The organism is Streptomyces crystallinus, assembly GCF_039521265.1.
GTDB classification, from domain to species: Bacteria; Actinomycetota; Actinomycetes; order Streptomycetales; family Streptomycetaceae; genus Streptomyces; species Streptomyces crystallinus.
Genome location: NZ_BAAACA010000066.1, coordinates 280,237 through 294,041, shown reverse-complemented (window position 1 = coordinate 294,041; position 13,805 = coordinate 280,237). Strand labels below are relative to the sequence as shown.

The 13,805-nt window shown below is 66.9% G+C and carries 9 protein-coding genes and 1 tRNA gene; 3 read left to right on the top strand and 7 right to left on the bottom strand.

Features of this window, described 5'->3' with window-relative positions; translation table 11 throughout:
• The first annotated feature begins 19 nt into the window (after positions 1-19).
• The gene (locus ABD236_RS34815) at positions 20-265 is read left to right on the top strand and encodes a hypothetical protein (protein ID WP_344081757.1); all 246 of its coding nucleotides are present in this window, start codon (positions 20-22) and stop codon (positions 263-265) included.
• Between the two features lie 166 nt (positions 266-431).
• Here ABD236_RS34815 and ABD236_RS34810 read toward each other — a convergent pair whose 3' ends face one another.
• The 3 genes from ABD236_RS34810 to ABD236_RS34800 form a co-directional block, all read right to left on the bottom strand.
• Entirely contained in the window at positions 432-1,430 is a 999-nt protein-coding gene (locus ABD236_RS34810) for a restriction endonuclease (RefSeq protein ID WP_344081754.1), read from the bottom strand.
• A complete protein-coding gene (locus ABD236_RS34805; RefSeq protein WP_344081751.1) occupies positions 1,427-2,434 on the bottom strand; it encodes a hypothetical protein in 1,008 nt (335 codons plus the stop codon). Before ABD236_RS34805 ends, ABD236_RS34810 begins: the two co-directional genes overlap by 4 nt.
• A gap of 126 nt (positions 2,435-2,560) precedes the next feature.
• Positions 2,561-2,637 (bottom strand) — tRNA-Pro (locus ABD236_RS34800).
• Positions 2,638-2,973: 336 nt separating this feature from the next.
• On the opposite strand from ABD236_RS34800, the gene ABD236_RS34795 reads away from it, so the two are divergent.
• Positions 2,974-3,552, top strand: coding sequence for a hypothetical protein (locus ABD236_RS34795; protein ID WP_344081748.1), 579 nt, complete (start codon positions 2,974-2,976; stop codon positions 3,550-3,552).
• 89 nt (positions 3,553-3,641) lie between these two features.
• Positions 3,642-4,529: a DUF5655 domain-containing protein gene (locus ABD236_RS34790; RefSeq protein WP_344081745.1), complete on the top strand. Its 888-nt coding sequence runs from the start codon at positions 3,642-3,644 to the stop codon at positions 4,527-4,529.
• Positions 4,530-4,714: 185 nt separating this feature from the next.
• Here ABD236_RS34790 and ABD236_RS35135 read toward each other — a convergent pair whose 3' ends face one another.
• From ABD236_RS35135 to csb2, 4 genes are all read right to left on the bottom strand, one after another.
• Positions 4,715-5,128 (bottom strand): endonuclease domain-containing protein, encoded by a 414-nt coding sequence (locus ABD236_RS35135; protein ID WP_425544022.1) that lies wholly within the window; start codon positions 5,126-5,128, stop codon positions 4,715-4,717.
• A gap of 3,200 nt (positions 5,129-8,328) precedes the next feature.
• A complete protein-coding gene (locus ABD236_RS34785) occupies positions 8,329-9,315 on the bottom strand; it encodes a type I-G CRISPR-associated protein, Cas3-extension family (protein WP_344081742.1) in 987 nt (328 codons plus the stop codon).
• 5 nt (positions 9,316-9,320) lie between these two features.
• A complete protein-coding gene (cas3g, locus tag ABD236_RS34780) occupies positions 9,321-12,335 on the bottom strand; it encodes a type I-G CRISPR-associated helicase/endonuclease Cas3g (RefSeq protein ID WP_344081739.1) in 3,015 nt (1,004 codons plus the stop codon).
• On the bottom strand, positions 12,332-13,801 hold the full coding sequence (csb2, locus tag ABD236_RS34775; RefSeq protein ID WP_344081736.1) for a type I-G CRISPR-associated protein Csb2: 1,470 nt from the start codon (positions 13,799-13,801) through the stop codon (positions 12,332-12,334). Before csb2 ends, cas3g begins: the two co-directional genes overlap by 4 nt.
• Between the last annotated feature and the right edge of the window lie 4 nt (positions 13,802-13,805).

The following is a 13,805-nucleotide window of genomic DNA, read 5'->3' as shown; positions in this document are numbered from 1 at the left end:
AGAGGACGTGGCCGGACACATGCAGACCCTGGTGGACCGCCGAAGGATCATGTCGCAGAGGTGGCAGACGGAGCCCGACCGGGCGGTAGGAGTCGTCTCTCCTGTCAAATACGCCGGGAGGGACGCGTTCGAATACCCGGTGGATACGATCAAGGATTTCCGGAAACGGCTGGGGTCGCTCACTGCGGGCGACATCGTCCGGACGAATGCGGCCAGGGAGGTCTTCTACCTGATGGGACGGCTGGAGCCGGGGCCCCGCTCGTAGGGGCAGTGGTGCCTCTTCCGGCATCCAGGTGCCCGCGGCTGCCGAAGACGCTGCTTTCCAACCAATACCTCGGCTAACAACAGGGGGGCGCGGGCCTGCCTTGCCATCTCGGTTGTGACGAGCTCAGTGCCGAGCGCGTGCGCCGGTGCGTGGGCTGACGGGTTGGTCATGCCGCCAGCCCAGCGGTTTCTTCGAGTTCGAGGATGTCGAGCAGGGATTCTCCCCAGGTGGCCCAGCGCACGAGCACCCACCAGCTGAGCAGGATGATGTCCTGGTGCTGAGCGAACTTCGCGGCGGGTTTGCTGAAGGTGCTGTTGGTGATCAGGATCGCGATATCAGCGTGGTGTACGGGGCCGGCGATGCCGTTGAGTTCGCGGACTGCTGCGATTCCCACGGGCGTTTCTTTCGTGGTGTGCTTGCACTGGACGGCCAGCTTGTCCCCGCCGGGCGTCGTGGCGATGACGTCGACGCCCCCATCGTTAGGGCCGCCGTGCCACTGGTTGACGTCCAGCCCGTCGCGGGCCACCAGGTCGGAGATGAGCCGCTCGAATTGGTGGGGGGACATCGCACGGATCTGGCTCAGGCTCGTGCTCGCCGGTGAGGCCAGGAAGAACTGGGCCTGCTGCTCCTCGAAGGCCAGGGCGTGCAGCTGGTGGCGATCCTCGGCGAGGAGTACGCCGACTCGGGCTGCGGATTCGGCTTGGTGGCGGAGCAACTCCGCGATCGCGTCGAGCTCCGGCGTGCTGTGTGGGTGCTGGCGGTACCGCTCCACCCGCTTCAGCATGTGCACCGACCGGAGTTTCTGTTGGTGTTGCTCGGCTTCAGTGACGTCCTTGCGTGCCCAGGTCAGTTCCTGGATCAGGAGTCGCCGCAGGCGCCTGGCGGCGAGAGCACAGCGAGCTGTGGTGCGGGTGCACTTGGGATCACCGAGTGACGGGTCGTGCTCCGCGCGGCGGTGGGCGTGGTGGTGTTCGCGTTCGAGGCTGTCGCAGTGCGCCTGGAGGACGAGCAGGGCCTGTTCGAGCAGGTGGTCTTCGTTGTTCCAGCGGACGGCGGCGTGCAGATGCTCGTCTTCGGCGACAGCGATCCGACGCTCGAGCATCTCGTTGAGGAGCTCGTCCTGGTAGACGGGTGCTGCGGCGCGGAGGGCAGCGGCGTGAGTCATTGGACGGTCTCCGTGTTTGTGTGTGCCTCGCAGGACCCGAGGACCGTCTGGAGGGGAGAGCACCACGTTGCCCAGCGCTCCAGGCCCTCGCGGCCGATGAACTGCATGTCGTGGCTCTCGGCGTAGCGCTGTGCGGTCGCAGAGAAGCGGCCGTTGGCGACCACGACGACGGCGGCTCGGGGGAAGTGGCGGCGTGCGAGACCAGACAGGTGGTGGACCTCGGGAAGTCCGAGGGCGGGCAGGGGCGGTGGTCTGAAGTCGGCATGACCGGTGACGGGCAGGTGCCTGGGGAAGAAGACCACGGGCCGGCCATCGGGCAGGGAAGCGGTGACGGGCTGGTCCCGGCCGTCGTAGCCAGGCACGGGGTGCGGCGCGCCTTCGGAGAGATCGGCGATCAGGTCGAAGAAGTCCTCCCGGAGCTGGAGGTCGATTGCCTCCAGCGCGACCCCTTCGTGCCTATTGGCGGCCCGTTTGCGGAGCTGTTCGTCCAGGGCCAGTTCGTGCAGGATCTGTCTGTTCTGGGATTGCAGGGCGTTGACTCTGGTGCGGGCTGCGCCGAGCTGGTGCTGGAAGCTGATGAGCACCTCTAGCAGGGACGGCTCCGGTTCCTGCGCTGCGTGGTGGCCGCGCGCGATCTGGGACCGTACGCGGCCGGCTTCCTCCACCGCCACCGTGGCCTCCGCCACCTCCCCCTTGAGAGCGTGCGCGAGCGTACGGGCCGCATCTCTGGAGACTTCCTGGATATGCCGTGAAGCGGGATGAAACGCCGAACCGGATGGTGCATGATCTCGCTGCTCGGCGTCGTCCCTCGCGATGGTGATGTCGTCCAGATGCGCCGTCAGCCGGTGGAAGATCTCGGAAGCCATGTCCCACCTGCTGGCGTGGAAGAAGGCTGCGTGCAGCTCGGCCGCACCCGCCGCTGCTACCGCCCGGGACAGCACGGCATCGCGTTCGGTGTCGCTTAGCAGGAGCTGGATGGCATGCTTCGGTAAGTCAGTGGTCACGGCGGGACTCTACTGAGCGGCACTGACAACGCCTGCAGCTTTCCAGGGATGGTGTCTCCGCCCCGGAAGACGCCGATGGTCGTCTTCTCATCCCTGCAGAATCGGCCTTCGACCAGTGTGAAGTGCTGGTCGGGACGACAGGATTTGAACCTGCGACCCCTTGACCCCCAGTCAAGTGCGCTACCAAGCTGCGCCACGTCCCGATGCCCGTCTGACCTGAGGTTTCCCTGGTCATGCGTGCAGGAGAACCCTATCAGGGGGCCTGCGCATCCAGCCCCGATCATTCGAGGGCTTGGAGACCCTCGGGCATCAGAGTGACAGGTCCGGTGTGGTGGCGGGTGGCTCAGCCATGGGTTCGCTACGGTAGGCGCACTTGGCCAACACCACCAACTCTGGACACCCCGTGCCGACCTGTGGGTGTCACATGAGAACGCCGTCCTTGCGTACGCGCAGGTTATCCACCGGTCTCTGCACACCAGCACGTCAGCACGAGCGCACCTCTTTAGCCGGGTCGGCGGCGTTGAAAGGGGAAGTGCGCGATGTACGGCAACGCATCACTCGCTACGGCGGTCAACCAAATCAATGGCGAGCCGCGGGAGAAGGCCCGACGCCGCATCGCCGAGCTGAACCGGTGGGACCGGCTGATTCCCTCGGCCTCGGCCCGCCAGGCGCTCCTGGAGTCGCTGATCTGGCAGGCGCTCGGCACGGTAGATTGCCGGGCATCCTTCAGGTGTGTGGTGGAGGTCGCCGTTACGCCCCAGTTCCTACAACAGTGTCATGCAGAAGCCCTCTCCGGAGCACCTTCCGGTGAGGGCTTCCGTGTGGGGCGGTCAGGCTGGCATGGAACCCACGTCCTGGGTTCGGCTGTACTCGGGCTCGCCGCTGTCGAGGACGCGGAGCAAGGATGCGGTGACGACGCGTGTGCTGCGGCCGATGCGCAGTACGCGGCAAGGGAACTCCCCGCGGCGAACAAGGTCGTAGCCCTTCGCCCTGGAGAACCCGAAGGCCCGGGAGGCGTCTTCGACGCTGCCGGTTCCGCCCCAGGTGGCGCGGATCTGCTCGGGGCTGTGCTGGGCGTCCGTATCCGATATCGCGTCGTTCTGGCTGTGCATGTGTGACTCTTCGGTCCTTTCGAGACGGCTTCGATTGCGGAAATATCCCCGGACTCTGTGATGTTGCCCTCTGGCAACGTGATTGCGGAGGGGGAGTGGTCGGTCTGAAGCTGTTCAACACGGCGGGCTGTGTGAGTGAGGTCATGCCGCGTCTGGCTGAGGTCGAGGCGGATGTGCAGGATCTCGTCGAGGCGCACATGGAGACGATGCTGGGGGTCAGGTTCCTGGCAAGCGAGTTCGTCATCGACTGTGTCGATGGCGGGCGGATCGACTCGCTGGGGCTCGACGAGAACGGGGCTCCCGTGATTGTCGAGTACAAGCGCGGCACCGACGCCGGCGTGATCAATCAGGGTCTCTACTACATGGCTTGGCTGACGAACCATAAGGACGCCTTCCGGAATCTGGTCCGCGACCGGCTCGGCGCCGCGGCTACGTCCCAGATCCTGTGGAGCGCCCCCCGGCTGATCTGCGTGGCCGGCGACTTCACCCGCTACGACGCGCACGCCGTACGCGAGCACCGGCGCAGCATCGACCTGGTCCGCTACCGGTACTTCGGCAGTGACCACTTCGGCCTGGAGACCGTGGCCTCGGTCACGAGGTCCCGGTCCAAGGCTCCGCGGGTACGCCGCCGCGCGAACGGGGCGCCGCTGGTCCGGCAGCATGGCAGTGCCATGGCCGAGCTGGCCCAGGCGGTCGACGAAGCCCTTGTCGGACTCGGCGACGGCGTCACCCAGGTACAGCGCAAGCAGTACCGCGCCTACCGACGGCTGCGGAACTTCGCCAGCGTCTGCCCGCCGCAGCAGACCAAGCTCCTCGTCTACCTCAAGGCAGACCCGAACGAGGTCGACCTCGTCCCCGGCTTCACCCGGGACGTGACGGGGCTCGGCCACCACGGCACGGGGGACCTGGAACTGCAGCTGCGTACGGAACGGGACCTGGAGCGCGCTGGAGACCTTCTCCGCCTCAGCTACGCCGCGGCATAGAGACCTCCTGCCGGGGCGTCGGCCCGAGCGAAGTGTGGAGTTGTGGGCTGTCGTCGTGGCGCTGCCTTTCGAAGTGACGGGCAAGGAATGGCGGTGGACCACTAATGGTCCGGACGATCCCCGGTTTTGCTAACCGGGGATCGTCTGCTATGTTGCGACCCCTTGAGCGGGCGGCAGCACGGTCCTCATCCAAGGAGCCGGGAAAGGTCGACGGCCTGTTCCTCCGGGGTGCCCAGGGCGGTGGTCACAGCAGGCGTAACGTGCAGGCTCACTCTGACTTCCGGTGAGTCGACTGGGCCGTGGAAGCGGATACGCCGGTTGATCCACTCTTCGAAGAGGGCGATTGGTTCATTGTCCAGCTGTGACTTCCATGACCCTTCGTACCAGGCGATCGCGTGGCGGTTGCACTGAATGCAGAGCAGGCCGCGCACGCATGCTGAGCAATAATTTGCGGGCTTATGTCCACTCATGCAGCTGTGGGCGTGGTCCAGGTGCCAGCCGGTCTGGCCTGGGTTCTCCGTCCCGCAAAGACAACGGCCGCCTTGAAGAGTGAAGATCGCATCGCGGGCGAACTGTGAGATCCCACGACCGTAGTGCACAATGCACAGGCCACGTGAGTGTGGCCCCTCACCACAGTTTCCGTAACGGCAGGTAGGCCCCCATTCTGCCTGTGACTTCCACCCTCGTATGGGTGTCAGTGGCCGACCGTCCGACCACTGCTGGTAGTGGGTGGCGCAATATCCTCCAGCCGAGTGTGGACGGCCACAAGGTGGGTCGTCGAACTTGCACGTGGTGTGAAGGCCGGCTGGCAGCTTGGCCCTGATCGGTCTTAGCGGGACGCCCTTACGTGCCTGCTCGTAGTGGGTCTTACAGAGCGGCGTCCCATTTGAACGAGCACGTACAAGACGCCCGCACGGCCGGAACGCACAGACATCGCTCTCCCTATCCTTCACGTCGTGACTCCCAGGGCCCCTCTGGCCCTACCGAGTTCGGAAGGAGCAGATCTAACCGGTCGGAGGTTGTGTCCATGGCCGAGATTCTCTCAACGAGGCGTTCTGCAAGGCTGTCGAACTCAGATGTTCGCCGTCGGCACAGTTCAACACGCTGGCCTTGATAGAGAATCTGTATCACACAGTGGTGGTGCTGCGGCCCGGAGTCGCAGAGCTAGCGCGACCCCGCATCGCCTTCTGTGACTCGACGACCCTGCCGTGGTGTTGCTGCCGTTCGGAACCGCAGAGGGGGCTTCGGCGGGGCGCAGGGCGACCGGCCTGGTGTGGTCTCGATGGTGCTGCAGTTCTGCACTGCAGAGGTAGCCGGTCCGGCGTCACGGCTATTACGTAGGCCGGGTAGCCGTGGTGGTGCTGGGGTTAGGGACCGCAGATCCAGATCGTGGATGGCTGCGAGGGCGAGCTGGGTGAGGTGGCTGTGATGGTGCTGCGGTTCGTGACCGCAGAAACATGTGACGAGGAGCGTCACATGGGGCGCTTCGTCGAGCCGCGATGGTGCTATGGCGTGGGACCACAGAGACAATTGGATGAATTCTCCGACATGCCGCGGGAGGTGATGCCGCGGTGGTGCTACGGCTCGACGCCGCAGAGATGATCTCGAATCCGGCCGAAAACGACTCGCCGGGGATCTGCCCGTGGTGATGCTGGTGTTCAACGCCGAGACCGAACCAATCTCGACACCGTCAAAAATCGCAATGAACCCGTGGCGGTGATGTGGCTCGGTGCCGCAATTCAGCGTCGTCGACCACAAGGTAGTCGATGCCCGTGTCCTCGGCGTGATGGTGCTGCGGTGCAGGCCGCAGGAGTGTTGTCGCCCGGCAGTGACCAAGCCGCCGTCATCACCCTTGCCGTGGTGGTGCTGCGGTTTGAGACCGCAGAAGCAATCCATGAGGACGGCGCCGGATGCATGCAATTTACGCTGCCGCGATGGTGCTGCGGTTCGAAACCACAGAGGTAGCACGCGGTCAGACCGCACAACACGACCACGCAGGTGCCGTAATGGTGCTGCGGTTCGAGACCGCAGAGGCAGGCCAGCCCCCAGATTCCCACCGCGATACCGGCGTTGCCGTGATGGTGTTGCGGCGCGTGGCCGCAAAGGCAGGCGAAGCTGACGACGGCGGGAAACCCCGGGGTCCAAGTGCCGTGATGGCGCTGCAGTTCGGAACACAGAGGTAGCAGGTCGACCTGCTACACGTGGGCGGGCGGTGCCTCGCTGTCATGGTGCTGCTGTTCGAGACCGCAGAGACAGAGCGCGATGAGGCGCAGCTCATTGAGGACGACATCCGACCGTGGTGGTGCAGCGGTTCGGAACCGCCGAGATGGGCCAGCGAGGCCAGCGCCAGGGGGGCCATGCACACGCTGTGGTGGTGCTGCGGTTCGGGACCGCAGAAACGAACAGGACAGCGCTCGCGTTAGTGGTCTGCGTCCAACTGCCCTGATGATGCCGCAGTCAGTGTACGGCTCCGCAGAGGGAGCACCGTGACGCCGTGCGCACGGTGAAGGGTTGAGGCGCCGTGATGGTGCTGCGGGGTGTCCGCAGAGACGATGCCACTGTACTGCTCGACCCGGCCGCAGCCGGCGTTACCGTGATGGTGCTGTGGTCCGTGACCGCACACGCAGCAGGCGAGGAGCGTCGCATGTGTCGCTCCGTCGACGGTGGTGGCGTTGCGGTCAAAACCGTATCGGGCCGTGACCAGGCTGCCGTGCCTGCCGGTCAAGTCGCCGTGGTGAGGCTGGGGGATCGGGCCCCCAGAGGCAGACCATCATCCCTGAACCGAGGAGCATGGTTGTGGTGCCGCGATGGTGCTGCGGTTTGAGACCGCAGAGGCATCGTGCACCCTTGGGACGCTGGCGCTGCTGGATCTGCAGCCGTGGTGGTGCTGCGGGGCGGAACCGCAGAGATAGCGGAGATGTCGAGCGGAGCCGTTGTCGGCCCGTCGCCGCGGTGGTGCTGGGGTTCGGAGCCGCAGAGACAGCAGATGATTCGGCCGCGTCGCTCGCCCCAGACGTCGCCACGGTGGAGCTGCGGTTCGGGACCGCAGAGACAGCAGGCTGCGGGCTCGGCTCCGCCGCATCCTGGGCTGACTGCGATGGTGCTGCGGATTGGAACCGCAGATACGAGCCGAGGGTTCCTGGGCAGTCGAAAATGATTACGTCTCCACGATGATGCTGCAGCGTACGGCCGCAGGGAGTGCAGTCCGAGGCAGCGTCCATAGTGTACGAAGTCCTCGCCGTGATGGTGCTGCGGTACAGAACCACAGAGGTAGCGGTGGCGCGCCAGGTTCTGCAGCGCGAGGGCGAAACTGTGGTGGTGCTGCGGTTCGGAGCTCCAGAGAAAGCGTCTAGCATGCCCCGCCCCTTGCGTTGAAGACCATGCCGAAATGGTGCTGACATTCGGAGCTGCGGAGATAGATCCAGCAGCGGGCGATCGCCGTGGTGCAGGAGCAGCCGCGGTAGTGCTGCGGTTTAGAACCGCAGAAACAAGAGGCCAGTGCCATCGCCCCAGAGAATGCGGGTTTCCCGCCGTGATGGTGCTGCAGTGCGAAACCGCAGAGGTAGAGCCATAGCCGAGGAAACACAGTCGGGGATTTTTCAGCCGTGGTGGTGCCGTGGCTCGGGACCACTGAGACAAGAGCTCTGGGGGCAGTATCCAAGACTCGACATCCCAGCCGTGATGGTGCTGCGGCTCCGAACCGCAGATGTAGTGGCTGAGATTGCGCATTTGCTGGACGCCCACAAGCCGTGATGGTGCTGCGTGTCGCTGCTGCAGGGGAGGGTTGGTCGGTGATGGTTCATGGGTAAGTGCGCTGGCTGAGTTGAAGGGGGCCGTCAGCTTGTGGGAGGCGTGTACGGGGAGCAGCGTAGATAGCGGTGACGCCGAGGTTCTGGAGTTTGGCGGGGTCGGGGTGCAGGGTGCGCACGAGGGGGTGTTCGAGGAGGGTGGTGATGCTAGTTGTGGTGAGTGGAGGTCGCCAAATGGGCCAGGTGAGTGCGCCGTTCGGTGTGGCGCGGCCCCAGCTGGTGGTCTGTGCGTAGGTGCTGTTGCCGGTGAGGCGGAAGGTGGCGAACCCGTGGAGGGCGAGCCAGGTGGCACCGGGAACGCCCTGTTGGGTGGGTTTGCCTTGGCTGACCATATGGGCGTCGCCGGTGGAATGGTGGTCGAGATTGGCGCCGGCGTAGCCGTCGACGCGGCGCCAGGCGGTGAGCGCGGCGAGCAGGTGGGTGGGGTCTTTTCGGCATTCCTCGGCGGCTTTGGTCCAGTTGTTGGCCAGGGTCATTTGTCCGCCGCGGCCGAAGAGCGGGGTGCTTGATGTGTAGAGGTCGGGCTGCTTGCCGCGTGTGGAGCGGGACTTGCCGGTGTTCTTCTCGATTGGGGCGATGCTCAGTTGGTTGACGAGTGCGGTGAACCAGTGGGCGGTGGGGGTGTTGTGTTCGCGCTCGGCTCGGGTGTGGGTGCGCAGGTGGTGCAGGGCGGTGTCGATGGGCATGCGCAGGGCGTCGCTGGGTCCGCTGCGGGGCAGCGAGAGGATGCCAGGAACCAGCGGCAGGGGCTCCTTGGCGGGGTCGTCGGGTAGCTGGGTGCTCAGCAGGTCGGCGAGGGCTTGATGGGTGAGGGGCTGGCGGGTGTGGAGGAGGGCGGGTGCGTCCGGGCCGCGCCAGGAGAGCCGGGCGGGTTGGTCGAGGAGGGGGGCGGTGAGCTGGAGGATGCCCAGGGCGGCGAGGAAACCGAGCGGGGAGTTGCCGACCAGGGCGGGCAGTTCGAGTTCGCGGTGGGTCATCGGGGTTAGCTGCCTTCCTCGGAGCAGGCCATGTCGGCCAGCCGTACGACGGCTTCGAGCAGGGCCAGGCCCCAGGGGCCGTAGCGGTGGTTGAGGGCGTGGAAGCGGTCGGGGCCGGTCCAGTCGGTGCCCATGGCGGCGCTGTTCACGGTGATGTGCTGCTGGTCGGGCATGAGGCAGGTGACGTTGACGGGGGCGGGGTCGGTGACTGGAGGCAGGAGCGGCCGGGCATGGCCGTGGTGAGAGGCCACCAGGTGCAGGATGAGGTCGGTGTCCAGGCCCTGGGTGTGGGAGGGGTGTGTGGTGAGCCAGTTCTGTACGGCCAGGGCGCTGAGTGCTTCGTGACGTAGCTCGGGGTGCCAGTTGGCCAGGCGGGCGGCGCGGCGGCGGCCCGTATGGTCGGCCGGGTCCATACCGGACTTGGCCAGGGGCTCATCCAGGGATTCGGCGAGGAGACGGTCGCCGGCGCACAGCATGCACTGGAAGCGGGGATGGTGTTTGCCGCAGTCGTGGGCGTGCGCCCCGGTCTCCACAGCAGCCACCAGGGGTGCGGGTAGTTCCAGGCGTACGGCGAAGTCGGCGGCGCGTGCCGCGACGGCCTTGCCGTGCTGGGCCAGGCCGACGGGGCGAGTGAGGGAACTGCCATCGGCGTCCTCGTCGTTGACGCCGGCGGTGCGCTCGACGCGGTCGCCCTTCGGGCGGGCGGGGACCAGGAGCAGGCGTGATGGGTCGGTGGCGTCGAGGATGGCGTGGCCCGTACGGGCCGAGCGCCCGTCGGCGGCAGTGTCCCAGGCGGTGATGGTTCGGAGCTGGCTGAGGCGCTGGTGCAGGTCGATGGTGTACGAGCCGGGCGTCGGCGGCCCGGAGTCTGCGGCCGGGAGTAGGTTCAGGAGCTGGTCGAGGAGTTGGTGGATGATGTCGGTGATGGACTCGTCGTCCTCGCCGGCCAGCAGTTTCTTGGATGCTCTGGTGATGGCCGTCGCTGCCGCCTGGGTGGTGGTCTCGTCGAATCCGCCGAGCAGTGCCAGGGGGCCGGCGTCCAGGCGGGTCGGTGCGCTGTCTGTGAGGGGCGGGAAGTCGCCGAGGTCGACGACGGGGGCGCCGGGGGTACCGGTCCAGCCGTAGGCGTCGTGGCCGCTGTAGTGCGAGGGCAGGACGACGATGCTGCCGGGACGGATGTCGCGGGGGCCGGTCGCGGGGATCCACTGGTTGTCGCGGTCGTCGTAGCGCAGTGCCGGAGCCATCGTCTGGCTTTTCTTGGCCGCGGTAGGTGCCTCCGGGTCCGGTGTGCCTTCCAGGTCGCTGGTGGTGTCGTCGGCGGTCGGCTGGGTCAGGAAGCGCCGCAGCTGCCGGGCGGGGAGGGCGACGGTTTCGCCAGGATGAGGTGGGACTTGGGTCATGCGAGCGGCCCACTTCTCCCAGTCCGGCCTGCCCCCCAAGGTGGGGAGGTCGCTGCGCCACAGGACCTGGACGTCTTCGGGCGTGGTGCTCAGGCCGTGGAGGAACGGCGCGGTCGGCTGGTCGGGCACCGGGGTCGGGCTGGTGCGGGTCCAGGAGTCGAGCAGGGTGCGGTGCAGGACGGGAATGCGCGGTGCGGGCACATTCAGCGACGCGGTCTCGGCGTTTGCCATCAGGACGGGCAGCGTGGTCGGGTTGATGACCAGTCCCTTGTGAAGGCTGTGCTGGAGGTTCTCGGCGCAGGTGGTGAGAGGGGCATGGGAGGTGAGCCATTCCCAAGTCGCGTGGGCGGCTGGGCCATAGACCGGGATGTCCTGCGGATCCGGCGCTGCGGCGCGGATCGCGACCGCGGGAGCCCAGGGGAAAGCACCGGTGCGGTCCAGACGGCCCAGGCGCTGGATGAGCGCCGCCGCAGCGGCGTTCTCGCTGATGAGTCCCGCGAAGGACACATCTACGCCTACTTCGACGGTCTGCGTCGCGACGACCACCAGGGGCCGGTTGTGACCGGCGTTGATGCCCTGGAACAGCTCGCGCATCTGGCGGCTGTTCAGCAGGCGCTCGCGATCCTCGCCGCGGCAGCGGCCTGTCAGCAGGACCAGATCGATGTCGTCGCGTGCGGACAGGCGTTGGAAGGTTGCTCGGGCGGTGCGGATGGTGTTGGCGATGACGCCGAGCACGGGGCGGGCCACGAGCGGCAGCATGAGGTCCGTGGCCTGTTCGGTGGCCTGGGCGAAGGCGAGCGCGGAGTTCTTGGCGAGGGTGCTCGCATCCCACAGGGTCAGCCGCCGCTGGGCGTTGAGACGGTTCCCCGCGGCGGGGTGCTGGCGATCCGCGCGGGTGATGCTGTGGCGCGGGCGCGCGGGATCAGCAGCGCCGGTGGCGGAGAGGCTGACGACCTGCACGCCACGCCGGCCAAAGTCTGGGTGGGAGGCGGTCTGTTGGTAGGCGGTGCAGTCGGCGGCCGTTGTGAGCAACGGCAGGGCGATGTGCGCCTCGTCCACCGCCAGCAGCGCATCGGTGCCGCACAGGGCCGCATCGATTGGCCGCATTCTGGGGCTGGTGTGGTAACCGCGGAAGAGCAAGCGGCTGCCGTACTGGTCCACGGTCGAGGTGATCACGGCGGGCTGGACGGGGGAGCGCAGCCAGCGTGAGGCCCAGTCCACGCCACCCCGCATCCGCACCGCTTCCAGAGGTGTGCTCACCCCGCTCAGTTCACGCAACGCCTGGGCGACTCGGCCCGTGAGGGAGCCGTACGAGGCACCTTGCAGAGCGTGCTGGACGGTGCGGGCGTGCTCGTGCGCCTGGTCGACTACCAGACGGCGGTCAACGACGAAGAACAACCGCAGCGGCACACTCCGCTCCAGCCCGCTGGCGCACTGCCAGGCGAGCAGGAACAGCCAGATATCGATCAAGCTGGTTTTGCCCAGACCGGTCGGCACATCCAGGTCCCGCCATTGCCCCGTCTGAGCGACCTGCTTGAGGTAGGCGTCCTGCCACGGAAAGGGACGGTAGCCGTGTACGGCTTGGACGAAGTCGGGAAAGTCCTCCGGGGTGAAGCTCATGCCTCCGCCTTCCAGGCGTCGGAGGGCACGCACAGGCCCAGGCCGAAGGTCTTCTTGCTCCCCAGCACCACCGGACCGGTGACAGGCTGAGGGAAGGCCAGACGTACATGCCGGACGGGAAGCGGCCGTTCACCGTCCTTACGACGTACCGCACTCGAGCAAAGGCTGGGTGCGCCGGGCACGAAGGCGCCGGTGCGCAGGACCTCCACTGCAACAGGTGTGGGCAGGCCGGCCAGACGACAGCTGGTGGCCACCGAGCCCTCGACGTCGTGACCCCGGGGGAAGCGATCCAAGACCATGGGCAGCGCCGTGGTCCACTGGCGCGCGGCCCGCGTCCATTGCTCCGGCATCACCGACTTGAGGGAGGCAACTTCCGTGTCGCCAGCGCGGACATAGGTCAGCGATACGGGGCGTTCCAGGCTGGGCAATTTGAGCTTGCGTAGGCCGCCGCCCATGCGTAGGAGCACGGCCAGGAGCGCTTTGCGGTGCGCGGGATCCAGGTCACTGGGCAGTGCGACCGCGACTCCCCGCAGTCGGCCGTCGGCGTGCGGGTGGCCGACGAACGGCAGCCCTAGGTAGGCGCAGAGGCGGCGCTCGTCTCCCTTTGTCTTGTGGCCGTGGACGGCGACCATGGCCTCGACGTCGTGTCCCGCCTCCGCGAGCAAGCCCATCGTCTTCTCCCGCAGCGCGCCGGTCGCCGCAACCGTCAGCGCGGGGTCCAGGGAGAACCGCGGCGGGAATGCGAAGGTCATCAGGTCTTCGAACGGTCCCGCTTTGGGCTCCTGGGTGGAATCCGGCGCGGTGGCTCCCTGGCGGATGTAAGGGAACATTCGGGCCTGCTGCCAGCCCGGCTCGCCCTGCTCATGTGCCAGACGCAGCCGCTGCAAGTAGCCCGGGTAGGGCGCCCGCAGAGAGCACACATCGGCTGTCGTGCCGGCTGCATCGCTGGGATGCCACGTTTCCCACTCGGTGCTGCGGTCCTTTGCCACGGAGTGCTCTGATGTGTTGGCGGTGACGAGGGCGTGGCCGCCGGCCCGGCCGATGTAGGGCACTGTCCTGGCCAACTCGGCCAGGACGGTGAACACTCCCCTTGGTGGCTCTGATGGCCATACGAACTCCAGCCGAGGCTGAGCCAGGGAGCGCTGCGGCCACGCTTTCGGTTTGCCGCCGTTGGTCCGTCCGGGCAGCACCGCGTGACCGGGCTTGGCTGCCGAGGCGTTCGTCGGCACCCAGGCCATCCGCGGGATCTCGGCCTCCGTGGTGCGAGTCGGAACGCGTAGTGCCGGGAGCGGCTGCTGCTCCAGCCAGGACAAGGCGGCGTCCTGGACAGGATCGGTGGGATCAGCCACAGACACCAGGGCGCAGAAGATGCGGGAGGGGTGCGGGGGCCACTCGGCGTGGCTGCGATCGAGGGTAGACGCCTGGTAGGAAGCGTCTAGCAGGTCGACGGTGATGCGAAAGGGCATCGGG